Genomic DNA, 21,037 nt, shown 5'->3' with positions numbered 1-21,037 from the left:
CCGTCAGGCCGACGGCACGGTGGTGCGGATCAGGCGCAGGAAGGCGGCGTTGTCCTCGGTACGCCGGATCCGGTCCAGCAGCGTCTCCAGTGAGGTCTGGGTGTCCCGGGAGTGCAGGGCCCGGCGCAGTCCTCGTACGGAGGCCAGCTCATCGGCGGGTACGAGGAGTTCATCGCGGCGGGTGCCGGAGGCGGCGATGTCCACCGCCGGGTGGATGCGCTTCTCGGCCAGTGCACGGTCGAGCCGCAGCTCCATGTTGCCGGTGCCTTTCAGCTCCTCGAAGAAGTACTCGTCGGCCCGGGAGCCGGTGTCGACGAGCGCCGTGGCCAGGATGGTCAGGGAACCGGCCTCCTCGGTGAGGCGGGCGGCGCCGAAGAGCTTCTTGGGGCCGCTCAGCGCGGCGGCGTCCACACCGCCGCTGAGCGTGCGTCCGCCGTTTCCGGCGGCGTTGTTGTGGGCCCGGCACAGACGGGTGAGCGAGTCCAGCAGAATGACGACGTCCCGGCCCTGTTCGACGAGCCGCTTGGCGCGTTCGAGCGCGAGTTCCGCGAGGGCGATGTGTTCCTTGGCCGGCCGGTCGAAGGTCGAGGCGTAGACCTCGCCGCGAACGGAGCGGCGCATGTCGGTGACCTCCTCGGGCCGTTCGTCGAGGAGTACCACCAGCAGATGGGATTCGGGGTGGTTCTCGGCGACGGCCGACGCGATCTGCTGGAGCAGGACCGTCTTTCCGGTCCTGGGCGGTGCGACGATCAGCCCGCGCTGTCCCTTGCCGATCGGAGCGACCAGATCGACGATGCGCGTCGAGAGGCTGCCCGCCGGTGTCTCCAGGCGCAGTCGCCGGCGGGGGTGCAGCGGGGTGAGGTCGCGGAAGTGCGGGCGGCCGCGCAGCGACTGCGGGGGGAGCCCGTTGACGCGTGCGACGGCGCTCAGGGTCCGGGGCCGCTCGCAGGCGCCCTCGACGACATCGCCCTTGCGCAGGCCGTGCCTGCGGATGAGTGCTGCGGGGACCTGTACGTCCCCGGGGGCGGGGTGGCCCCCGGAGGAGCGCAGGGAGCCGTGCCCCTGCGGTGTGATGTCGAGGATTCCGGCGGCGGCCGTGGAGGCTGCCGTCGTCCGGGGGGTTGAGGTGACGGGGTGTTCGAGGGTGGTGGTCATGCGGGGTGGTCCTTTCGCGGACATGCGAATGAAGGGGCCCGGCCGGGGGCGGAGAACTCACGCCCCGGACGACGGGCAGGAAAGGCCGGTGGGAGCAAGCCGTACCGGACCGGAGAAAGCAGTGCGTTGAAGCCGGACCGCCGGTCGGAAAGGACGGGCGCATCGGCGTGGTGAAGGTGAAGAAGCGGTACCGGAGCCTGAATGAACGGCATACACGCGTACCGATGGCAATGTAGCACGGCTGCCGGGCAGTGGTGGTGCCGATGTGATGCGGGTAACCCCATTGCGGCGGAGAGCCGGGGGTGGTTTCGTACTCCGGGCCAATTCCCCCGACTCCGGAGTCACCTTGCCGATACACCTCACCGCCCTGACCGATCCCGACCGGGGCGCCGGCGGTTTCCGCCTGGCCTGGCTGGCCTCCGACGAGGCGGGAGCGCCCGTCGGATCGGCGTTCCTCCGGGTCTTCACCCGGGAGGGCCAGGATCACCTCGCCGAACTGGAACTCCATGTGCACCCGGCGGAACGCCGCCGGGGCACCGGCTCGCGGCTGCTCGAAGCGGCGGTCCGGGCGGCGCGGGAGCACGGCCGCCGCTCCGTCGTCGCGCAGGCCGAAGCCGGGACGCCGGGAGACGGGTTCCTGCGGGCCAGGGGACTGCGCAAGGTCCTCACCCTCACCTACGCCCGGCTGCCGCTGGAGACGGTGGACACCGCGGCCCTGGCCGCAGTCACCCGCGAGCCCCACCCGGGCTACCGGCTGGAGAGCTGGGACGGCACCGTGCCCGGTCCCCTGGAGCAGACATTCGCGGCGTCACGCCGCGCCATGGACGACATGCCCATGGACGACACCGATTACGGAACCGTCGTGTGGGACGTCGACCGGGTCAGGGCGGTGGCACAGGCGGTCGAGGACCGAGGCGACCGCCTTCACACCGTGGCCGCCGTCGACGAGACGGACGGAACGATCGCGGGCTTCACCGAACTGGTCGTGCCGGGCAACGGGCGCGGCGACGGTCAGCACTACGGGACGGCCGTACTGCCCGAGCACCGGGGCCACGGTCTCGCGCGCTGGATGAAGGCCCTGTCCGTCCTGCGGGCCCGCGAGCGCCACCCGGAACTGGGCGGACTGCTCGCGGACACCGCCGACAGCAACACGTACATGCGGCGCGTCAACGACGCGTTCGGATACGAGGCGACGCACCGCTCGGTCGAGTACCAGCTCGACCTCTAGGAACCGTCCGGGGCCCCCTGCCCGGGGCCCCGGAACACCTCCAGGATCTGCTCGGCGGCCAGCGTGGCGGGCAACGAGCCCTCCCGTACACGCAGTTCGAGCTCCGGCGCGAGCGCACGCACCCCGGGATGGGAGCGCAGGCCTTCCAGCAGTTCGTCCCGCACCATCGTCCAGGCCCAGTCGACCTGCTGCTCACTGCGCTTGGCCGCGAGCCGGCCCGTCGATTCGAGCAGGGCCCGGTGCTGCTCCAGCCGTTCCCACAGCGTGTCCAGACCGCTGGACTCGCGGGCGCTGCACGTCAGCACCGGCGGGGTCCACGCCGCGTCCACCGGGTGCATCAGCCGCAGCGCGCCCGCCAGTTCACGCGCCGCGGAGCGGGCGTCCCGTTCGTGCGGACCGTCGGCCTTGTTCACCGCGATCGCGTCCGCCAGCTCCAGCACACCCTTCTTGATGCCCTGGAGCTGGTCACCGGTTCGGGCCAGCGTCAGCAGCAGGAACGTGTCCACCATGTTGGCGACGGCCGTCTCCGACTGGCCGACACCGACCGTCTCCACCAGCACCACGTCGTAGCCCGCCGCCTCCATCACCACGACGGACTCCCGGGTCGCCTTCGCCACCCCGCCCAGCGTTCCGGCGGTGGGGGAGGGGCGGACGAACGCGGCCGGGTCCACCGCCAGTCGCTCCATCCTGGTCTTGTCGCCAAGGATGGAGCCGCCGGTACGGCTGGACGACGGGTCCACGGCGAGCACCGCGACCCGGTGCCCGAGCCCGGTGAGCGTCGTGCCGAGCGCGTCGATGAAGGTGGACTTGCCGACGCCCGGCACCCCGCTGATGCCGATGCGCCTGGCCTTGCCCGAATGCGGCAGCAGCTCGCGCAGCAACTGCTGCGCCAGCGACCGGTGATCGGGCCGGGTGGACTCGACGAGGGTGATGGCGCGCGCGATGTGCGCCCGCCTCCCGTCGAGTACCCCCTTCACATAACTGTCGAGATCGATCTTCGGGGCCATCGGGTCAGCGGCTCACAGCTCGTGACCGAGCGAGGCGCCCAGCCGCGTCACCAGATCGTGGGCCGCTTCCGGGATCACCGTTCCCGGCGGGAACACGGCCGCCGCGCCCGCCTCGTGCAGCGCCTCGATGTCCTGCGGCGGAATCACTCCGCCCACCACGATCATGATGTCCTCACGGCCCTCGGCCGCGAGCTCCTCGCGCAGCGCCGGTACGAGCGTGAGGTGGCCGGCGGCCAGGGACGAGACGCCCACGATGTGCACATCCGCCTCGACCGCCTGCCGGGCCACTTCGCCCGGCGTCTGGAACAGCGGGCCCACGTCCACGTCGAAGCCCAGGTCGGCGAAGGCCGTCGCGATCACCTTCTGGCCCCGGTCGTGCCCGTCCTGGCCCATCTTGGCGACCAGGATGCGCGGACGCCGCCCCTCCGCCTCCTCGAACGCGTCGACCAGTGCGCGGGTGCGGTCCACGGACGGCGACTCCCCTGCCTCGTTGCGGTACACACCGGAGATCGTACGGATCTGGCCCGCGTGCCGGCCGTACACCTTCTCCAGGGCGTCGGAGATCTCGCCCACGGTCGCCATCGCCCGCGCCGCGTCGACGGCCAGCGCCAGCAGATTGCCTTCGAGCCCGGGGCCCGGTTCCCGCCCGGCCGCCGCGGTCAGCGCGCGCAGCGCTTCCTGGCAGGCCCGCTCGTCGCGTTCCTCGCGCAGCCGCCGCAGCTTCTCGATCTGCTGGGTGCGCACCGAGGAGTTGTCGACCTTGAGGACGTCGATCTTCTCGTCGGTCTCCACCCGGTACTTGTTGACGCCGATGACCGGCTGGCGTCCGGAGTCGATGCGCGCCTGCGTACGGGCCGCGGCCTCCTCGATGCGCAGCTTGGGGATGCCGGCGTCGATGGCCTTGGCCATGCCGCCGGCGGCCTCGACCTCCTCGATGTGCTGCCAGGCGCGCCGGGCCAGGTCGTACGTCAGCTTCTCCACGTACGCGCTGCCGCCCCAGGGGTCGATGACCCGGGTCGTGCCCGACTCCTGCTGGAGGAGCAGCTGGGTGTTGCGGGCGATGCGCGCGGAGAAGTCGGTGGGCAGGGCCAGAGCCTCGTCGAGGGCGTTGGTGTGCAGCGACTGGGTGTGGCCCTGGGTCGCGGCCATCGCCTCCACACAGGTGCGCGTGACGTTGTTGAACACGTCCTGTGCGGTCAGAGACCACCCGGAGGTCTGCGAATGAGTGCGCAGGGAAAGGGACTTGGCGTTCCTCGGATCGAACTCCTTGACCAGCTTGGCCCAGAGCAGCCGGGCCGCACGCAGCTTCGCGATCTCCATGAAGAAGTTCATGCCGATCGCCCAGAAGAAGGAGAGGCGCGGCGCGAACGCGTCGACGTCGAGTCCGGCGTCCCGTCCGGCGCGAAGGTACTCCACCCCGTCCGCCAGGGTGTACGCCAGCTCCAGATCGGCCGTGGCTCCGGCCTCCTGGATGTGGTAGCCGGAGATGGAGATGGAGTTGTAGCGCGGCATCTTCTGCGAGGTGTACGAGAAGATGTCGGAGATGATCCGCATCGAGGGCTTCGGCGGATAGATATAGGTGTTGCGGACCATGAACTCCTTCAGAATGTCGTTCTGAATGGTCCCGGCCAGCTTCTCGGGCGGTACGCCCTGCTCCTCGGCGGCCACGATGTAGAGGGCGAGGACGGGCAGTACGGCCCCGTTCATCGTCATCGACACCGACATCCTGTCCAGCGGGATGCCGTCGAACAGCTGCCGCATGTCGTAGATCGAGTCGATCGCCACGCCGGCCATGCCGACGTCGCCGGTCACCCGGGGGTGGTCGCTGTCGTAGCCGCGGTGGGTCGGCAGGTCGAAGGCGACCGAGAGACCCTTCTGCCCGGCCGCGAGGTTACGGCGGTAGAAGGCGTTGGACTCCTCGGCGGTGGAGAAACCCGCGTACTGCCGGATGGTCCAGGGCTGGTTGACGTACATCGTCGGGTAGGGGCCGCGCAGATACGGCGCCACCCCCGGGTACGTCCCGAGGAAGTCGATTCCCTCCAGGTCCTCGCCGGTGTACAGCGTCTTGACCGTGATGCCCTCCGGGGTCTCCCACAGAAGGTCGCCCTCGGAGGTCCCGGAGGACTCCTTGACGGCGGCACGCCACTGGTCCTCGGTCACCTCGGCGCCGCCGCCCGGCCCGAGCTCGATGTCGGAGAAGTCGGGGATCCGCATTACGCCACACCCATACGGTCGAGAACGGAAGAGAGCACGGACACCGCGTCACAGCCGGCGAAGACGTACGCGTCGACGCCCGGGTACGTACCGGGCCGTCCGGCCAGGTACACCTGCTGCGCACCTGCCGCCGCAAGTGCTCCGGCGACCTCGCCCGCATGTTCGGCGTAGAGCGCGTCGCTGGAGCAGAGACACACCACGTCCGTCCCGGCGGCCGCGAGGGCCGCGGCGGCCGACGAGGCGTCCACCTGTACCGGTTCATGGACGGGCTCGATGCCGCCCGCCTGGAACAGGTTCGCGGCGAACGAGGCCCGAGCGGTGTGCGCCGAGGCCGGACCGAGCGCGGCGAGGAACACACGCGGCCGGGCACCGGTCGCCGCCAGATGGGCGTCCGAGCGGGCCCGCAGTGCCTCGAAGGCCTCGTCACGGCGGACCACCGGCAGGCCGCCGCCTGCCGCGTCCGAAGGCAACGGCTCGCGCTCCACGGTGCGCTCCGCGAGCTGCGGGAACTCACTGACGCCGGTGATCGGCTCCTTGCGCCGCGCCAGATCCTTGCTGCGGGCGGCCCAGGTCGCCGCGATGCGTTCCGCGACCATGCCGGAGCCGAGCGCGGCGGCCTGGCCCCCGGCCCGCTCGATCTCCTGGAAGAAGGCCCAGGCGGCCTCCGCGAGCTCGTCGGTCAGCCGTTCCACGTACCAGGAGCCGCCCGCCGGGTCGATGACCCGGGCCAGATGGGACTCCTCCAGCAGGATCGTCGACGTGTTGCGCGCGATGCGCCGGGCGAACGCGTCCGGCAGCCCCAGCGCATGGTCGAAGGGCAGCACGGTCACGGTGTCCGCGCCGCCGACTCCGGCGCCCAGACAGGCCAGCGTGGTCCGCAGCATGTTCACCCACGGATCGCGCCGGGTCATCATCACCGGCGAGGTCACCGCGTGCTGGCGCTGCGCCCCGGCCTCCGGGGCCCCGCACACCTCGGCGACCCGCGCCCACAGCCGGCGCGCGGCCCGCAGCTTGGCGATCGTCAGGAACTGGTCGGCGGTGGCCGCGTAACGGAACTCCAGCTGGGCGCAGGCCTCCTCGACGCCGAGTCCGGCCTCGGTCAGCGCCCGCAGATAGGTGACACCCGTGGCCAGCGAACTGCCCAGCTCCTGGGCGGCCGAGCCGCCGGCCTCGTGGTACGGCAACGCGTCCACGGTCACCGCCCGCAGCCCGGGGAACCCGGCCGCGCAGTGCTTCGCCCAGTGGACGGCCGACGTCAGATCCGCCTCTCCGCCGGTGCGGGCGGACTGCCCCAGCGGGTCGGCCCCGAGGCTGCCGCGCACCGCGTCCGCCGGTACGCCGCGCTCGGCGTGGAGCCTGAGCAACTCCGTTGCCGCAGCGTCGAGTTCGTCCCCGGCTTCGAGGGCGAGCGGTGCCAGATCGAGGTGGACGCCTTCCAGTGCCCGCGCCAGACCGGAGACCGGCACGCCGCCGGTGCCTCCGACGGTCAGCCACAGTGAGGTGGCGCCGTTCTCCAGGTCCGCGAGCACGGCCTGGTTGAGCAGGGCGGGATCCGTCGAGGCGTGCCGCTGCCGTACGCCCCAGCCCCCCGCCGTGCTGCCCTGCGGTGTGCTGCCGCGGGTGAAGGGGGCGAAGCCCGGGAGACCGGCATCGGGCGCGTCGTCGCGCGAGGTGTAGAGGGGGCGGGTGGTGAGCCCGTCCTCCACCGGGGTGGACAGTGCTTTCTCGGCGGCCGAACCCGAAACGTCCCTGCCCGACTTGCGCAGCACGCCTTCGACAAGGCTCTGCCACTGCTCGTGGGCGGGGTCAGGGAATTCGGCGGCCAACGAAAGCCCGTCGGCAGGCAGGACCGTCATGCCCAGATGCTAGGTCAGGTCTCAGATGGGCAGCAGAGGCTCGGCCTGTGACCTTGCCCTCTCCGAGCGCACTTGATCCTTTACGTACGGTCGCGTAGCCGGAGGGCGCCGGCCCGCCGGGGTCGCCGGCCATGCGGACGCCGTCGGCTTCCCGGCGTGTGGGACAGCAGCGCGGCGATTCTCCTGAGTGGTAAATATTTGTCACAGTGCAGCAGTAAATGTCCGAAGTTATGCTGCTGGCAATTCATCCTTCCGGAGAGGACACGCCCGTGGCTGTGGGACCTGTGGAGTACCTCGTCGTCGCCTTCCCCGGCAGTCGATTCACCGGTGCCATCGCTCCGGCGCTGGCCGATGCCGTGGCGTCGAAGGCGGTGCGCATCATCGACCTGACCTTCGTGCACCGGGCCGAGGACGGCACGATCGAGGTCATCGAGCTGGACGATCTCGATCCCGATGACCTCGTCTCCTTCGATCCGGTGGAGGGTGAGGTCACCGGCCTGCTGAACAGCGACGACATCCGGGCCCTGGGTGAGAACGTGCCGCCGGGCAGTTCTGCCGCACTGATCGTGTGGGAGGACCTCTGGGCGCTGCCGCTCACCGAGGCGGTCCGTGCGTCGGGCGGCCGGCTCGTCGCCCATGAGCGGATCCCCGCCGACGTCGCGGAGGCGGCCCTGTCCGCTGCCGCCTCCACACGCTGACAACGCACCCGCACCGCACCGGAAAGGCGTAGGGCATGCCGATCTTTCGAGGACCTGGAATGAACCGTCGTGGGCCGGGCCTGCTCGGGGCGGCGGCGCGCACGGCCGTCGTCGCGGGAACCGCGTCGGCGGTCAGCGGCCGTGTCCAGCGGCGCCAGCAGGCGAGATTCGCCGAGGACGACTCGGAGCGGATGGCCGAGGAGCAGATGCGTCAGCAGATGCAGATGCAGGCCGCCCAGCAGCAGGCCGCTCAGCAACAGGCTGCCCAGCAGCAGAGCGCAGAGCCTCCCGCCGATGATCTGATCAGCCGGCTGGAACGCCTGGCCGAGCTGAAGAAGCAGGGCATCCTGACCGACTCCGAGTTCGAGGCCCGGAAGGCAAAGCTTCTGGCGGAGTGATCCTCCGCCCGGCAACAGCCGTATCTCCGGCCGAGCCGATGGCGCGAGGCTCGATTCTCCCGCCGCTCCGGGCGGCGTGCGCGACCCGGTGGCGCACAGGCGTTTCCCGCGCACCGCGTGGGTACCGGAGCGGCTTGGTTCCGGGTCCGGTGGGCCGCGGTGATGTCCGGTCCGGTCGCTTCCCGTCCCTCGGCGGATGTGCGGCGCCCCGGGCCCCGAAGTCCCGTGCGGCCTCTCACGAACGGCTCCCGGTCCGGCCGGAGAGCCCAATCGATGATCACCGGCGTTTTACTTTGTCGATCTTCCGACGTCATGCGACTTTTGATCCGTCCAGGCCGAAACCAACTTCGGTACGTGTCGGGAAAAGAGGAAGTTCATCGTGCAAACCGCCAGGGCCGTCCCGGCAGCCTCCGTTCTCAACCTGCGGGATCTGGGCGGCATCGCTCTGGGAGCCGGCCGGCAGATGCGAGCGGGGGCCGTGCTGCGCTCCGGTCAGCTCAGCGGGCTCGATCCGGTGCACGACGCGGCGGTGGCCGAGCTCGGGATCCGTACGGTCGTCGACCTGCGCACCGCTGACGAGCGGGGGTCGGCGCCCGACCGTCTGCCGCCCGGAGCCCGGCTGTTCGTCGCCGACGTACTCGGGGACGATCCGGGCGTGGCGCCGGCCCGGCTGCGTTCGCTGCTCGCCGATCCGGTCGAGACCGAGCGGCTGCTCGGGAACGGCAAGGCCGAGGAGATGTTCGCCGAGACGTACCGGCAGGTGGTGCTGTCGCCTCGGGCGGCTGCCGCCTACCGCGCCTTCCTGGAGACGGCCGCCGACGACGCCGCGCGTCCCGTGCTCTTCCACTGCACCACGGGCAAGGACCGTGCGGGCTGGGGGGCGGCCCTCCTGCTGCTTCTGCTCGGCGCCTCGCGGGACGCGGTGCGGGCTGAGTTCCTCGCGGTGAACCCGGTGATGCGGGTCGCCTTCCGGCCCTCCGTGCAGAGCTACCTCGACGCGGGCGGCGACCCGGAGATCGCCTCCGCGATCATCGAGGTGCGCCCCAGGTACCTGGACACGGCGCTGGATGCCATGGACGAACGCTGGGGAGGCATCGACGGTTATGCCCGCGAGGGGCTGCGCCTCCCCGAAGCCGCCTTGCAGAGGCTCCGCGGCGACCTCGTGGTGTCTGCCCGGTGATCTGAGCCGGAGACTCCGCTCGGCTCGCTGCCCACTCCGGTCACCCTGTTCTCCTGCTCACCGCATGCCCTCTGCCGCCGGTGCGTGTGCGCCGGCGGCAGAAGGCATGCCTGTGGGGAGACGAGGTGCGGGGTCATGCGTGAAGCGTCCGCCCGGCGGCGGGCACTGCGCCCCTCACACGTTCAGCAGCCGTTCGGTGAGGTCGCGGTAGTGCTGGAGAGCGACCCGCAACTCCTCGGTCCGCGTGCCGGGATCGGCGTCCTGTCCGGCCGCGCCGAGTGTGTGCCGGTACTCCCTGAGTGACTCCGTGAGGCCGTCGACCACGCTGTCGAACGTGCGCGCGGCCTCCTCGACAGCCCGGGCGGGGTTCTCGACGAACTCGCTCACCGCGTGCTGGATCCGCTCGGAGTGCCGGTCGTGGTCGCCGTCCGGGAACAGGGGGCGTTTGGCGCCGGGCGTGCTGTCCCCGGTGAGCGGCGGGCGACCGGGGCGGGCGGACGGTTCAGCCGGCGGGCCTTCGCCGGGCGGGGTGGCCGCGGCGGCGGCCCGCGTGTGCGGCTCACCGGACAGGAGGTCATCCGGCTTCCGTGCGGTACCCGTCGTTACGGGACTCGCGAATCCGGCGTCCGTCGCGCGGGTCCCCGTTGTGCCGGTGTCCGCCGCAGGGGTGTCCGCCGTGCCGGGGTCCGCCGCACGGCCGGACGCACCGGCGCGGGTCTTCTCGGTCGCGTCAGGGGCCTCGGTGGGAACAGGAGGTATGGATCCGGTGTCGTGTGTCATGCCGTGCCACTCCCTTCCGCGTGCTGCGACTGCCGGTGAGCCGGCCGGTCCGTGCCGTTCGGGACGAGCGCGTCGAACAGCCCCCGGGCCTCCAGCAGCGCCTCTCGCATGTCCTCGGTGCCGCCTTCGCCGCTTTTTGCGGCGTGCACCCGGCGATAGCCGTTGACGTGCTCGGCATGGTGGACGGAGAGCGCGGCGCTCTGCTCGCCGAAGTCCCGGCCGTCGGGGAAGCCGAGGTCGCGGGCCAGTTCGGCCAGCAGACCGTCCGCCTCGGTGACCGCCTGCTGAGGAGCGTCGACGAAGCTGCTCTCGATCCGCGTCCAGCGGGCCGCGTACTGTGCGCGCGCCTCGGATGTCAGCGGACGCTTCTGCAGGGAGCGGTGCCGCTTCAGACGTTCGTGCAGCTCACGCCCGGCGGCCTTCGTGTCGCCCCCGTGCTGTGCGACGGTCCGGTCGTACTCGGGTCCGAAGCGGCGCCGCAGGCCGTGCCCGCCTGTCTGCCGTGCGCGGAGGAGGGCCGGAGCGCAGGCTGCCACGAGGACGGCCGCGACAATGATCATTACGGTCGTCATCGCTACCACCCCCGCCGGTTCTCGGTCCGCATGTCGCTGTGTTCCACTCTCACCATCCCTTTCCGGATCGTGTCCCCGGGCCCTTTCGGCCGGGCGTGACCCTCGTGTACCCCGCCGCCCGCGTTCAAGGCGCGGGGCCGGCCCCGGCTGTGTCCGGCGGGCTCCGCCCGCTGCTGGACGGCGTCTGGGTAGGGTGGTCGGGCAGCCGCATCACACGCATTCCCGAGAGGGGCATCACGGTGACCGAGCGCAAACCCGCAGGCGTCAGCTTCGAGTCATGGGTCGACAAGCAGATCCGGGAATCCGAGCAGCGCGGTGACTTCGCCCAGCTGCCGGGCTTCGGCAAGCCGCTCGAAGGGCTCGACCGCCCGTACGACGAGGCGTGGTGGATCAAGGCGAAGATGCAGCGGGAGGGCATTTCCGTGCTTCCGCCCTCGCTGGCCCTGCGCAAGGAGGCGGAGGACACCCTCGCGGCCGTGCCCGGGACACGGACCGAGGCCGAGGTGCGACGGGCGCTGACCGAGGTGAACGAGAAGATCGCCGAGGCCGTCAGACGACCGCCGCAGGGACCGCCACTCAATCTGAAGCCGTTCGACGTCGAGGCCGTGGTCGAGGAATGGCGCGCGGTCCGCCGCTCCCGCTGAGGCGTCCGGGGCGCACTGTCCCGCCCCGGGTGCGTAATACTCGCGGTATGAGATCAGGTATTACGTCGCGCGCTCGCCGGGCTCTGGGCGAAGAGGTGGGGATCAGGCGGGCCGATGCCCGGGACGCGAAGCGTCTGACCCGGCTGGTCCGGACCTCCCGCGCCTACGAGGGCCCGTATGCCCCCATGGTCGCCGGATACCGGGTGGGCCATGACTACGTCGAGACGCACCGTGTCTTCGCCGCCGTGGGTGCGACCACCCATCGGCTGCTGGGTTTCTACGCCCTGATCCTCGACCCGCCCGAACTCGATCTCATGTTCGTCGCCGACGATGCGCAGGGCATGGGCATCGGGCGTCTGCTCATCGGTCATCTGAAGGACGCGGCGTACGAAGCCGGACTCACCGAGGTGCGCATCGTGTCGCATCCGCCGGCCGAGGGTTTCTACCGGAGTGTGGGAGCCCGGCGGACCGGCACGGTGAGGGCCGCGCCCCCGGCGGTGATGTGGGACCGTCCCGAACTGCTGCTGCCGGCCGTCTGAGACCGGGGGCGGCGGTCGCGGCGCGCGTCCCGCCTGCCGGACGGCTCCGGCCCGCCCGGAGGTCTACCGTGTGGGAACGGGGTACCCACAGGCGCTGCGCGTACCGGACGGAGGTCCACGGTGAGCCCACCCGAGGAGGAGCAGGGCGAGGGCCGAGGCCGGGGGCGCCGGGAAACGCCGGAGGAGCGGGCCGACCGGCGGTGGACCGACCTGCTCCAGGAACTGCGTGTGGCCCAGACCGGCGTGCAGGTCCTCTTCGGCTTTCTCCTCGCCGTCGTCTTCCAGCCGCGCTTCGTGGATCTCTCCGGCACCGACCGCACGATCTATGTGGTCACGGTGATGCTCGGTTCCGCCACAGCCGGTGCGCTCATCGGGCCGGTGTCGTACCACCGGCTGCTCACCGGGCGGCGGCTGAAGCCCCAGACGGTCACCTGGGCGTCACGCCTGACTGTGATCGGGCTGATCCTGCTGTTCTGCACGATGTGCTCGGCGCTTCTGCTGATTCTGCGCGTGGCCCTGCACAACGCGCTGGCCCTCTGGCTGGTCGGCGGGATGGCGCTGTGGTTCCTGATCTGCTGGTTCGTCTTCCCGGCCTGGGCGCTGGCCCGGTCGCACGGGCGCCGGGGACTATGACGGCGTTCCGGGGTCAGGGTGTGCCGGCGGCACCGGTCCTGTGAGCGTCGGTGAGGGTGAAGAGCCCGCCGTCCGGATCGACCAGCGTCGCCTCGTGTCCCTCGGGCCGGGAGAACTCCTCGACCAGGGAACCGCCATACTCCTGCGCCGAAGCGATGGCGGCCCTGACGTCGTCCACCGGGAAATTGACCTGCCAGTGCGGACGGACCAGCGGGTCGGGGGCCGCCTCGACCGCACCCGAGCTGATGCGGGCCAGCTGGCGTCCACCGCACCGCACGATCACCTCGTCCTTGGCGTACTCCACCTCGCAGGAGCCGGGCAGGCCGCTGGCCCAGTCCAGCACTTCGCCGTAGAAGATCGCGGCGTCGAAGGCGCTCCGTGTGCGCAGCCGCAGCCAGGCATGCGCATGGCCGTCCGGGGCGGGCGGCGAGGTCGCGGGGGCGGTCCGCTCCCAGATGCCGAACCCCGCACCGTCCCGGTCTGCGGCCAGCGCGCCGCGCCCCTTGCCGAGGGTCAGCGGGCCCACCGCCACGGTGCCGCTGCGCTCCCGGATCCGGGCGGCGGTCACATCCGCGTCCTGGACGGCGAAGTACGGCGTCCACGCCACGGCGACGCTGAAGGTGGTCGCGACCGCTCCGATTCCGGCGACGGGTACGTCTCCGCGACGGGCGACCGAGAACTCCTGGCCGAGCTTGCCCGGCCGGAACGTCCAGCCCATCACCGCGGCGTAGAACTCCTGGGCGGACTCCAGATTCCGGGTCATCAGGTTGACCCAGCACGGTGCCGCCGCCCCGGTCAGCGGTGCGGGCGTGGATTCCGTGCCAGGGATGCTTCCCGTCATGGTCCTACTGCCTTCATGGGGAGTGCGGCAGGTGTGTGCCGGTGGCCTTCGGGCCTTCACCAGCCTTACCGCGGGTGGGAACTCCCGCAACACACGGTCCGCCACCGGGACGGCCGGACGGTCGGACGGCGCGACGAAGCGGTGTTCCGGGACGGGGTGGATGCCGTCCCGGAACACCGGGGGAGGGGCGAGTGCGCTCAGTCGCGCTGCTCGTCGTTGTCCCGGTGGATGGTCTCGCTCCCGTGGTCGCCGAGCTCGTAGGGCGAGAGGCCCCGGCCGTCGGCGGGGAAGGCGTCGTCCCCGTGGACGTCGCGCTCCTCGACATGGGTGCGGTGGTCCGGTGTCACCGGCTGCTCCTCGGGCCGGGGCGGCGGCAGTTCCTCGGCGCGCCGCCGCCTGCCCAGCCAGACGGCACCGATCAGCACGGCCACCAGGATCACGCCGACCACGCCCAGCACCGCTCCGGTCGCGCCCCGTCCGTCCGCGAGGGTGACTGCCAGGGAATTCAGGGCTCCATCCGATACGTCCATGCTTGCCGGATACCCCGGGGCGAGGCTGTCACTCGACTCTGGCGTCGATTTTCATGTTTTAAGTGGATATGGCTACCGAAATGTTTGGAATGGTGGGGTGCCCGTGTCGCAGGCCTCCGCCCGAGGAGCGAGCCTGGAGGTGACCCCTTGGGAAGGAACCGCGGTGAACAGCACACAGGACAAGCAGCAGGCCGAGGGAAGCCGTGAGGGCCGTGAGGTGTCGGTCGTCGTCAGCGGGTGCGAGAAGGGGGACGCGGGCACGGTCTTCGACGTGCTGAGGGCCGCTTTCGTCACCGACCGGGCCTCCGTCGACGTACCGCAGGACGTCACCGGCAAGCGGCCCACGGCATGGGTCGTGACCGTCGACGTCACCGAGGCCCGGGTGGTGTCCGGGCCCGTGCGGCTCGGTGCGCCCGTCACCGCCGACGTGCAGGGCGGCTACTGGGCGGTCGACCGGCTCCGGCAGAGCCTGACGGGCGCCTTCGCCGTACAGGTCGTGGGCACCGTCTCCGGAGACCAGGAGGAGGAGGTCCGGCTCAGGCTGACGAACAAGTAGGCCGGATGCTCCGCCTGCCAGGGTTCATGGCGCCGAGTCGCCGTCCGACTGGTAGAAAGCAGGCATAACGACCTCTCTCGAAAGGTGCCGTCACGTGGACCCGACCAGCCGGGGGAGGGGCGGCGAGGGAGAGCAGGAGACGGCCGGCCACTTATCCGTCCTCACACTGACCATCAACGGAACCGAGCACACGCTGACGCTCGACCACCGCACCACGGTCCTGGACACCCTGCGCACGCACCTGGGTCTGACCGGGGCGAAGAAGGGCTGCGACCACGGCCAGTGCGGAGCCTGCACCGTGCTCGTCGACGGCCGGCGAGCCAACAGCTGCCTCCTTCTGGCCGTCGCCCGGGACGGAGCCCGGATCACCACGATCGAGGGGCTGGCCGACGGTGACCGGCCGCACCCGCTCCAGGAGGCCTTCCTGGAGCGCGACGCGCTCCAGTGCGGACACTGCACACCCGGCCAGATCTGCTCGGGCGTCGGGGTTCTGGGCGAGGCGCGCGACGGCTTCCCGTCCCACGCCACCGCGCACACCGCTCCCGTCACCGCCCCGGTGCCGCTCGACGCCGCCGAGATCCGTGAACGGATGAGCGGCAACCTGTGCCGGTGCGGCGCCTACCCCCGTATCGTCGAGGCGATCGCAGACGTGGCGCCGTGAAACCCTTCGCGTATCTGCGCGCGGCATCGGTGGCCGAGGCTGTCCGGGAGAGCGCCGCGCATCCAGGAGCCCGGTTTCTGGGAGGCGGCACCAATCTGGTCGACCTGATGAAGCTCGGTGTCGAGAGCCCCGGCCTGCTCATCGACGTCAGCCGGCTGCCGCTGGACCGGGTGACCGGCACCGACGACGGGGGACTGCGCATCGGGGCCACCGTCCGCAACAGCGATCTGGCCGCCCACCCCACTGTGCGTACGCGATACCCCGCGCTCTCCCAGGCACTGCTGGCCGGCGCCTCCGGGCAGTTGCGGAACACCGCCACCACCGCGGGAAACCTGCTCCAGCGCACCCGCTGTCCGTACTTCCAGGACACCTCGAAGCCCTGCAACAAGCGAGAACCCGGCAGCGGCTGCCCGGCCCGGCAGGGCGTCCACCGCGACCTTGCGGTCATCGGTCACTCCTCCGACTGCGTGGCCACCCATCCCTCGGACATGGCCGTGGCGCTCGCCGCCCTCGACGCCGTCGTCCTCCTGCGCGGACCGGACGGCGAACGCACCGTGGCCGTCACCGACTTCCACCGGCTGCCCGGGGACGACCCGAGCACGGACACCGTGATCCGGCCGCACGAGATGATCACCGACGTGATCCTGCCGCCGCTCCCCGACGGCACGGTCTGCCTCTACCGCAAAGCCCGCGACCGCGCCTCGTTCGCGTTCGCCCTTGCCTCCGTGGCGGCCGTTCTGCGTGTGCGCGACGGGCGGATCGAGCACGCCGCGCTGGCGTTCGGCGGACTCGCCCACCGGCCGTGGCGCGCCCGGACCGCCGAGGAGGCGCTGCGCGGCGCACCCGCGGACGACGCCGTGTACCTGGGCGCGGTGAACGCCGAACTGGCAGCGGCCCGGCCGCTGCGCGACAACGCGTTCAAGGTGACACTGGCCCGCAACCTGGCCGTCGACGCCCTGTCCGCACTCGCTGTCCGGCCCTGACCGCGCCTGCCGGTGAGATCGCCTGCGACCGAGAACGCCCGCCCCTGCGGGCGCCCCGCCGCCGCGTACGTCCCGTGAGGTCGGCTCCCGCCGGCGAAGAAGGCACCCGCCCGAAGACGGCGCCCCGCCCCCGAAGGGCCGAGGACCCCGCCATGAGCCACGCCCCCCAGCCGCTGGGCGCCCCCGTCGTCCGCCGTGAGGGCCGGGACAAGGTGACCGGTGCCGCGCGCTACGCCGCCGAGCGCGGCCTGCCCGGCTGCCTGTACGCCTGGCCCGTGCCCGCCACCGTGCCCCGTGGCAGGGTCACCGCGATCCGGACCGCCGGCGCGCTCGCCCTCCCGGGTGTCCGCGCCGTCCTCACCCACGAGAACGCCCCGCGGACCGGGGAGCCGGACGGCCCGATCCTCGCCGTCCTCCAGAACGGCCTCGTGCCGCACCGGGGCTGGCAGATCGCCCTTGTGGTGGCCGACACCCTCGAAGCCGCGCGGGCAGGCGCCGGGGCGCTGGACATCACCTACGGGACAGCCGCCCACGACGCCGTCCTCACCGAGGACCACGCCGGCCTGTACACGCCCCGGACGGCCAACGGCGGATACCCGGCCGTCCGCGAACGCGGCGACTTCGACCGCGCCTTCGCCGTCGCACCCGTACAGGTGGACGCCACGTACACGACCGGGCCGCTGCACAACCACCCCATGGAGCCGCACGCCACGACCGCCCACTGGTCGGCGGACGGACACCTCACCCTGTACGACTCCAGCCAGGGCGCCACCAAGGTGCGCGACAGCCTGGCCACCGTGTTCGGACTCCGGCCGGACCAGGTGACCGTCGTCTCGCGGCACGTCGGAGGCGGTTTCGGCAGCAAGGGCACGCCGCGCCCCCAGGCCGTGCTCGCCGCCATGGCCGCGCTCCGCACCGGCCGCCCCGTGGAACTCGCCATGCCCCGGCGCCACATGGCTGCCGTCGTCGGACACCGGGCACCCACCGTGCACCGCGTCCGGCTCGGCGCCGAGAACGACGGGACCCTCACCTCGGTGGCCCACGAGGTCATCACCCACACCTCCACGGTCAAGGAGTTCGTGGAGCAGGCGGCCGTGCCGGCGCGTGTGATGTACGGATCCGCGCACAGCCGGACCAGCCACCGGGTCACCGCGCTCGACGTCCCGAGCCCGTCGTGGATGCGCGCCCCGGGTGAGGCTCCCGGCATGTACGCCCTCGAATCAGCCGTCGACGAACTGGCCTCGGCCCTCGGGCTGGACCCGGTCGAACTGCGGCTGCGCAACGACCCGGCCGCCGAGCCGGACTCCGCCAAACCCTTCAGCAGCCGCAATCTGGCCGCGTGTCTGCGCGACGGTGCGGCACGCTTCGGCTGGAGCGGCCGCGACCCGCGCCCGGGTGTCCGGCGGGACGGCCCTCTGCTGCTCGGTACGGGCGTCGCCGCCGCCACGTACCCCGTCTACGTCGGCGCCTCCCACGCCTCGGCGCACGCCGCGCCCGACGGCTCGTACCGCATCGCCGTCGACGCCACCGACATCGGCACCGGCGCACGGACCGTACTCGCCCAGATCGCCGCGCGCGTACTGGAGACACCGGTGGAGAACGTGACCGTCGACATCGGCGACAGCGATCTGCCGGACGCCCCGCTGGCCGGCGGCTCCTCGGGCACCGCTTCCTGGGGCTGGTCCGTGCACAAGGCGGCGGCGGCCCTCGTGGAGCGGCTCCGCGCGGTATCGGGACCGCTGCCCGCCGGGGGAGTGACGGTGACCGCCGACACCACCGAGGAGACGGCCGGGGAATCCCCCTACGCACGGCACGCGTTCGGGGCCCACTTCGCGGAGGTCGCCGTCGATTCCCGGACCGGTGAGGCACGGGTCCGCAGAATGCTCGGGGTCTTCGCCGCAGGGCACATCCTCAACGCGCGCACCGCGCGGTCCCAGCTCATCGGCGGCATGACGATGGGGCTCGGTATGGCGCTGACCGAGGGCAGCACCGTCGACCCGGCCTTCGGCGACTTCACCGGGAGCGACCTCGCTTCGTACCACGTGCCGGCCTGTGCCGATGTGACCGGCCTGGAGGCCCACTGGATCGACGAGGACGACCCGCATCTCAACCCCATGGGCAGCAAGGGCATCGGGGAGATCGGCATCGTCGGCGCGGCCGCGGCGATCGGTAACGCCGTCCATCACGCCACCGGTGTCAGGCTGCGCACCCTTCCCCTCACCCCGGACCGGCTGCTGGCTGCACTGTGCTGAGGGGGACGGCCGGCTCCCCCACGCATCAGGGCCGGTCACCGGGGCGCACGGCCTGATGTGTTGCGCGAACGGCCCTGCGGCCTCACTCTGAGGAGTGACCCAGAAGTGACATCTGCTCACTCTTCGTATTCGGGGGTCGTTGGTTCAACGGGGCGAAATGTGTGGGCCTCGATGTGAGGAGCCTCGACGATGACCGTTCCACTCGACCGGCACTATCTGGTCGAATTCCAGGTATCGGCAGAGCGTGTGTCCCAGCTGCGACGGATCGTCGCCGCACACCTCCGCCACTGGAGCCTCGAACTCCACGTCCGGCCCGTGTGCCGTGCCGTGGAAGAGCTGCTGACCAACGTTCAGCGGCACGTCGGCGACGACAACACCTGTGTCCTCGAACTCCGCTGGTCCGGACGGCACCTCACGGTCTCCCTCGCCGACAACGGTTCCGACATGCCGCGCCTGCTCAAGGAGGGCGGCGGCCTCAGCCGGGTCATGGCCCTCAGCGACAGCTGGGGCACCTGCCGGACCGCCGAGGGCAAGGTCGTGTGGTTCACCCGCTACGCGCAGGAGCCGCAGCTCGTCGAGTTGGTGACGCCGCCGCCGCTGCCCGGTGTCCGCGAGTTCCGCCTTCCGCCGGCCGTGGTCACGGACCACCCCGCGCCGGCCCCGGTCCGGACCGAGGCCCCCGCCCTCGTCTGAGGCGCGCGGCACCGAGCTGCCCCCGTACCCGTACCCCCACCGCCCCCCCCGGCGCGGATCGCATGCCCCGGGCATGCATGGTCCGCGCCGGACGGGTATGCGGACGGCGGCGGCCCGCGTTGCGCCGATGTCCGCGGCGCGGCACGGTCGAGATACCGAGGCAAGGAGGCCACAGTCATGCCCATCGCTACGGTCAACCCGGCGAACGGCGAGACCCTCAGGACGTTCGAACCACAGGGGCCGGACGAGATCGAACGGCGGCTCGCGGCGGCGGACACCGCCTTCCGGGAGTACCGCACCACCGGATTCGGTGAGCGGTCCCGGCTGCTGAACCGGGCCGCCGACCTCCTGGACGAGGACCAGCAGGACATCGCGCGCACCATGACCCTGGAGATGGGTAAACCCCTGAAGGCGTCCCGGGCCGAGGCGGCGAAATGCGCCAAGGCGATGCGCTGGTACGCGGCCCACGCCGAGGAACTGCTCGGCGACGAGCACCCGTCGCCCGCCGATGTCGAGGACTCCGGTGCGTCCCGCGCCTACGTCCACTACCGGCCGCTGGGCACCGTACTCGCCGTGATGCCCTGGAACTTCCCCCTCTGGCAGGTCGTGCGGTTCGCGGCCCCCGCGCTCATGGCCGGCAACACCGGGCTGCTCAAGCACGCGTCGAACGTGCCGCAGACCGCGCTCTACCTGGGCGACCTGTTCCACCGGGCCGGATTTCCGGCCGGCTGCTTCCAGACGCTCCTGGTGGGCTCCGGAGCCGTCGAGGCGATTCTGCGCGACCGCCGGGTGGCCGCGGCCACCCTGACCGGCAGCGAACCGGCCGGCCGCGCCGTCGCGGCCGTCGCGGGCGACGAGGTCAAGCACACCGTCCTGGAACTCGGCGGCAGCGATCCCTACCTCGTGCTGCCCTCGGCCGACGTCGCCAAGGCGGCCCGCACCGCCGTCACCGCCCGGGTCCAGAACAACGGGCAGTCCTGCATCGCCGCCAAGAGGTTCATCGTCCACACGGAGGTGTACGAGGAGTTCGCCGAACGCTTCACCGTGGGGATGCGCGACCTGACCGTCGGCGACCCTCTGGAGGAAGCCACCGACGTCGGCCCGCTCGCCAGCGAACAGGGGCGTACCGATCTTGAGGAGCTGGTCGACGACGCCGTACGGCAGGGTGCGGCCCCCCTGTGCGGCGGCGGCCGGCCCGAAGGCCTGGCCGGAGGACTGGAACGGGGCTGGTTCTACGCCCCCACCGTCCTCTCCGGGATCACCCCCGCCATGCGCATCCACCACGAGGAGACCTTCGGCCCCGTCGCCACCCTCTACCGGGCCGACAGCCTCGACGAGGCCCTGGCGCTGGCCAACGACACACCCTTCGGGCTCAGTTCGAACGTCTGGACCCGCGACGCCGAGGAGAGCCGCCGCTGCGTCCGCGATCTGGAGGCGGGCGGCGTGTTCTTCAACGGCATGACGGCCTCGCACCCCGCGCTGCCGTTCGGCGGGGTGAAGCGCTCCGGATACGGACGTGAGCTCGCCGGTCACGGCATCCGTGAGTTCTGCAACGCCACCACCGTCTGGTACGGCCCCGAGCCGAAGTAGCCGGCCCACCGCACACGCCCGCAGAGA

21 protein-coding genes are annotated in these 21,037 nt (G+C 71.6%); 13 read left to right on the top strand and 8 right to left on the bottom strand.

Features of this window, described 5'->3' with window-relative positions; translation table 11 throughout:
- Positions 1 to 3: 3 nt before the first annotated feature.
- Positions 4 to 1,155, bottom strand: coding sequence for a transcription termination factor Rho (gene rho, locus ACZ4LX_RS06765; RefSeq protein WP_467638771.1), 1,152 nt, complete (start codon positions 1,153 to 1,155; stop codon positions 4 to 6).
- A 346-nt stretch (positions 1,156 to 1,501) separates the two neighbouring features.
- Here rho and ACZ4LX_RS06760 point away from each other — a divergent pair, with 346 nt between their 5' ends.
- The gene (locus ACZ4LX_RS06760; RefSeq protein ID WP_467638774.1) at positions 1,502 to 2,383 is read left to right on the top strand and encodes a GNAT family N-acetyltransferase; all 882 of its coding nucleotides are present in this window, start codon (positions 1,502 to 1,504) and stop codon (positions 2,381 to 2,383) included.
- Here the strand turns inward: ACZ4LX_RS06760 and meaB are convergent.
- The 3 genes from meaB to mutA are packed head-to-tail and all read right to left on the bottom strand — an operon-like array spanning position 2,380 to position 7,460.
- Positions 2,380 to 3,390, bottom strand: coding sequence for a methylmalonyl Co-A mutase-associated GTPase MeaB (gene meaB / locus ACZ4LX_RS06755; RefSeq protein ID WP_467638777.1), 1,011 nt, complete (start codon positions 3,388 to 3,390; stop codon positions 2,380 to 2,382). The two genes, ACZ4LX_RS06760 and meaB, sit on opposite strands and share 4 nt — an antisense overlap.
- Before the next feature lie 12 nt (positions 3,391 to 3,402).
- Positions 3,403 to 5,604 (bottom strand): methylmalonyl-CoA mutase, encoded by a 2,202-nt coding sequence (gene scpA, locus ACZ4LX_RS06750; protein WP_467638780.1) that lies wholly within the window; start codon positions 5,602 to 5,604, stop codon positions 3,403 to 3,405.
- A complete protein-coding gene (gene mutA / locus ACZ4LX_RS06745) occupies positions 5,604 to 7,460 on the bottom strand; it encodes a methylmalonyl-CoA mutase small subunit (protein ID WP_467638783.1) in 1,857 nt (618 codons plus the stop codon). Before mutA ends, scpA begins: the two co-directional genes overlap by 1 nt.
- A 269-nt stretch (positions 7,461 to 7,729) precedes the next feature.
- Here mutA and ACZ4LX_RS06740 point away from each other — a divergent pair, with 269 nt between their 5' ends.
- The 3 genes from ACZ4LX_RS06740 (at position 7,730) to ACZ4LX_RS06730 (ending at position 9,736) form a co-directional block, all read left to right on the top strand.
- Entirely contained in the window at positions 7,730 to 8,158 is a 429-nt protein-coding gene (locus ACZ4LX_RS06740) for a DUF6325 family protein (protein WP_467638786.1), read from the top strand.
- Positions 8,159 to 8,217: 59 nt separating this feature from the next.
- On the top strand, positions 8,218 to 8,556 hold the full coding sequence (locus ACZ4LX_RS06735; protein ID WP_467638788.1) for an SHOCT domain-containing protein: 339 nt from the start codon (positions 8,218 to 8,220) through the stop codon (positions 8,554 to 8,556).
- A gap of 379 nt (positions 8,557 to 8,935) precedes the next feature.
- Positions 8,936 to 9,736 carry a tyrosine-protein phosphatase gene (locus tag ACZ4LX_RS06730; RefSeq protein WP_467638791.1) on the top strand — a complete coding sequence of 267 codons (801 nt, stop codon included), beginning with the start codon at positions 8,936 to 8,938 and terminating at the stop codon, positions 9,734 to 9,736.
- A 174-nt stretch (positions 9,737 to 9,910) separates the two neighbouring features.
- On the opposite strand, the gene ACZ4LX_RS06725 is transcribed toward ACZ4LX_RS06730, so the two are convergent.
- Together ACZ4LX_RS06725 and ACZ4LX_RS06720 are read right to left on the bottom strand one after the other, a co-directional pair.
- On the bottom strand, positions 9,911 to 10,516 hold the full coding sequence (locus ACZ4LX_RS06725) for a hypothetical protein (protein ID WP_467638794.1): 606 nt from the start codon (positions 10,514 to 10,516) through the stop codon (positions 9,911 to 9,913).
- The gene (locus ACZ4LX_RS06720; RefSeq protein ID WP_467638797.1) at positions 10,513 to 11,088 is read right to left on the bottom strand and encodes a hypothetical protein; all 576 of its coding nucleotides are present in this window, start codon (positions 11,086 to 11,088) and stop codon (positions 10,513 to 10,515) included. Before ACZ4LX_RS06720 ends, ACZ4LX_RS06725 begins: the two co-directional genes overlap by 4 nt.
- A 239-nt stretch (positions 11,089 to 11,327) precedes the next feature.
- On the opposite strand from ACZ4LX_RS06720, the gene ACZ4LX_RS06715 reads away from it, so the two are divergent.
- The 3 genes from ACZ4LX_RS06715 to ACZ4LX_RS06705 all read left to right on the top strand — a co-directional run bounded on the left by ACZ4LX_RS06715 (position 11,328) and on the right by ACZ4LX_RS06705 (position 12,904).
- Entirely contained in the window at positions 11,328 to 11,732 is a 405-nt protein-coding gene (locus ACZ4LX_RS06715; RefSeq protein ID WP_467638800.1) for a DnaJ family domain-containing protein, read from the top strand.
- Between the two features lie 47 nt (positions 11,733 to 11,779).
- The gene (locus tag ACZ4LX_RS06710) at positions 11,780 to 12,271 is read left to right on the top strand and encodes a GNAT family N-acetyltransferase (RefSeq protein ID WP_467638803.1); all 492 of its coding nucleotides are present in this window, start codon (positions 11,780 to 11,782) and stop codon (positions 12,269 to 12,271) included.
- 120 nt (positions 12,272 to 12,391) lie between these two features.
- Complete coding sequence (locus ACZ4LX_RS06705; RefSeq protein WP_467638806.1) at positions 12,392 to 12,904, top strand: DUF6328 family protein; 513 nt, start codon at positions 12,392 to 12,394, stop codon at positions 12,902 to 12,904.
- A gap of 13 nt (positions 12,905 to 12,917) precedes the next feature.
- Here ACZ4LX_RS06705 and ACZ4LX_RS06700 read toward each other — a convergent pair whose 3' ends face one another.
- Both ACZ4LX_RS06700 and ACZ4LX_RS06695 read right to left on the bottom strand, forming a co-directional pair.
- On the bottom strand, positions 12,918 to 13,745 hold the full coding sequence (locus ACZ4LX_RS06700) for a VOC family protein (protein WP_467638809.1): 828 nt from the start codon (positions 13,743 to 13,745) through the stop codon (positions 12,918 to 12,920).
- A gap of 197 nt (positions 13,746 to 13,942) precedes the next feature.
- Positions 13,943 to 14,275: a DUF6479 family protein gene (locus tag ACZ4LX_RS06695; protein WP_467638812.1), complete on the bottom strand. Its 333-nt coding sequence runs from the start codon at positions 14,273 to 14,275 to the stop codon at positions 13,943 to 13,945.
- 163 nt (positions 14,276 to 14,438) lie between these two features.
- On the opposite strand from ACZ4LX_RS06695, the gene ACZ4LX_RS06690 reads away from it, so the two are divergent.
- From ACZ4LX_RS06690 to ACZ4LX_RS06665, 6 genes are all read left to right on the top strand, one after another.
- Positions 14,439 to 14,831, top strand: a complete 393-nt coding sequence (locus ACZ4LX_RS06690; RefSeq protein ID WP_467638815.1) for a hypothetical protein — start codon at positions 14,439 to 14,441, stop codon at positions 14,829 to 14,831.
- A gap of 94 nt (positions 14,832 to 14,925) precedes the next feature.
- Positions 14,926 to 15,492, top strand: a complete 567-nt coding sequence (locus tag ACZ4LX_RS06685; protein ID WP_467638818.1) for a 2Fe-2S iron-sulfur cluster-binding protein — start codon at positions 14,926 to 14,928, stop codon at positions 15,490 to 15,492.
- Entirely contained in the window at positions 15,489 to 16,475 is a 987-nt protein-coding gene (locus ACZ4LX_RS06680) for an FAD binding domain-containing protein (RefSeq protein WP_467638820.1), read from the top strand. Before ACZ4LX_RS06685 ends, ACZ4LX_RS06680 begins: the two co-directional genes overlap by 4 nt.
- Before the next feature lie 152 nt (positions 16,476 to 16,627).
- Positions 16,628 to 18,727, top strand: coding sequence for a xanthine dehydrogenase family protein molybdopterin-binding subunit (locus ACZ4LX_RS06675; RefSeq protein ID WP_467638823.1), 2,100 nt, complete (start codon positions 16,628 to 16,630; stop codon positions 18,725 to 18,727).
- 189 nt (positions 18,728 to 18,916) lie between these two features.
- Positions 18,917 to 19,420: an ATP-binding protein gene (locus ACZ4LX_RS06670; RefSeq protein ID WP_467638826.1), complete on the top strand. Its 504-nt coding sequence runs from the start codon at positions 18,917 to 18,919 to the stop codon at positions 19,418 to 19,420.
- Positions 19,421 to 19,597: 177 nt separating this feature from the next.
- Complete coding sequence (locus ACZ4LX_RS06665) at positions 19,598 to 21,010, top strand: NADP-dependent succinic semialdehyde dehydrogenase (RefSeq protein WP_467638829.1); 1,413 nt, start codon at positions 19,598 to 19,600, stop codon at positions 21,008 to 21,010.
- The last annotated feature ends 27 nt before the right edge of the window (positions 21,011 to 21,037 follow it).

It is taken from the genome of Streptomyces sp. NPDC026062 (genome assembly GCF_055568375.1).
This window is presented reverse-complemented; position numbering and strand designations above follow the sequence as displayed.

Coding starts and splice junctions, on each gene's coding strand:
- rho (WP_467638771.1), bottom strand. CDS start 1,155: ATGACCACCACCCTCGAACACCCCGTCACCTCAACCCCCCGGACGACG.
- meaB (WP_467638777.1), bottom strand. CDS start 3,390: ATGGCCCCGAAGATCGATCTCGACAGTTATGTGAAGGGGGTACTCGAC.
- scpA (WP_467638780.1), bottom strand. CDS start 5,604: ATGCGGATCCCCGACTTCTCCGACATCGAGCTCGGGCCGGGCGGCGGC.
- mutA (WP_467638783.1), bottom strand. CDS start 7,460: ATGACGGTCCTGCCTGCCGACGGGCTTTCGTTGGCCGCCGAATTCCCT.
- ACZ4LX_RS06735 (WP_467638788.1), top strand. CDS start 8,218: ATGAACCGTCGTGGGCCGGGCCTGCTCGGGGCGGCGGCGCGCACGGCC.
- ACZ4LX_RS06725 (WP_467638794.1), bottom strand. CDS start 10,516: ATGACACACGACACCGGATCCATACCTCCTGTTCCCACCGAGGCCCCT.
- ACZ4LX_RS06720 (WP_467638797.1), bottom strand. CDS start 11,088: ATGACGACCGTAATGATCATTGTCGCGGCCGTCCTCGTGGCAGCCTGC.
- ACZ4LX_RS06710 (WP_467638803.1), top strand. CDS start 11,780: ATGAGATCAGGTATTACGTCGCGCGCTCGCCGGGCTCTGGGCGAAGAG.
- ACZ4LX_RS06700 (WP_467638809.1), bottom strand. CDS start 13,745: ATGACGGGAAGCATCCCTGGCACGGAATCCACGCCCGCACCGCTGACC.
- ACZ4LX_RS06695 (WP_467638812.1), bottom strand. CDS start 14,275: ATGGACGTATCGGATGGAGCCCTGAATTCCCTGGCAGTCACCCTCGCG.
- ACZ4LX_RS06675 (WP_467638823.1), top strand. CDS start 16,628: ATGAGCCACGCCCCCCAGCCGCTGGGCGCCCCCGTCGTCCGCCGTGAG.
- ACZ4LX_RS06670 (WP_467638826.1), top strand. CDS start 18,917: ATGACCGTTCCACTCGACCGGCACTATCTGGTCGAATTCCAGGTATCG.
- ACZ4LX_RS06665 (WP_467638829.1), top strand. CDS start 19,598: ATGCCCATCGCTACGGTCAACCCGGCGAACGGCGAGACCCTCAGGACG.